At 66.9% G+C, this 691-nt stretch carries 1 protein-coding gene; it reads right to left on the reverse strand.

Features of this window, described 5'->3' with window-relative positions:
* A partial coding sequence (locus ABEA26_RS36170; protein ID WP_345598335.1) for a class I SAM-dependent methyltransferase occupies window positions 1–407 on the reverse strand: 407 nt, incomplete at its 3' end.
* Between the last annotated feature and the right edge of the window lie 284 nt (window positions 408–691).

Below are 691 nucleotides of genomic sequence, written 5' to 3' on the forward strand. Positions count from 1 at the left end.
CGCGCGTCCGGCGGCATCACGGTGGCCAGGTTGTCGGCGTAGCGGACTCGTTCGGTCTCGCTGAACACATGGAACAGGGCGCAGTCGAGAACGGTGTCGAACTGCTCGCCCAGGCCGCCGAGTTCGAGCGCGTCCCCGACTTGGAAGCGCACCTCCACGCCCTGCTCGCGCGCTTTGCGTCGCGCGGTCTGGATCGCTGTCGGCGCTGAGTCGATGCCGACCGTCGGGAGACCGAGGGCCGCCGCCATGAGCGCGACCTCGCCGGTGCCGCAGCCGACCTCAAGTACCCGGCCGCGGAAGGCGCCTGCCTCGGCGAGTTCGCGCATGGCCGTCTGCGGGCGGCCGAGGTCCCAGAGCGGTGTTCCGGTGTAGTGCGCGTCGAAGCCCTCCACCTTGCTGCCACCCATGTCTGTCTGGCTCCTTCTGGTCGATTGGCCTCACGGTACGGAGTTCGGCGCCTACGCCACTGTCCCTCAACCTGGCAGCAAATTCGAGATTCGCCGTCGCCCAATTCTGTGAATTCGGCGTGAGTGGCACGCCTTTCGGGGGTATTCGCTCGGGAAAGGGGTGGTCAGGTGCGGGTGATCCTGGCCAGCCAGGCCAGCACTCCGTCGACATATTTGTTGTTCTCCAGCATCGCGGGTTCGATCGAATCGACCCGCCAGCCGTCGGCGAAGGTGGCCCGGATTTC

Source organism: Streptomyces marokkonensis (genome assembly GCF_039539045.1).
Lineage (GTDB): Bacteria > Actinomycetota > Actinomycetes > Streptomycetales > Streptomycetaceae > Streptomyces > Streptomyces marokkonensis.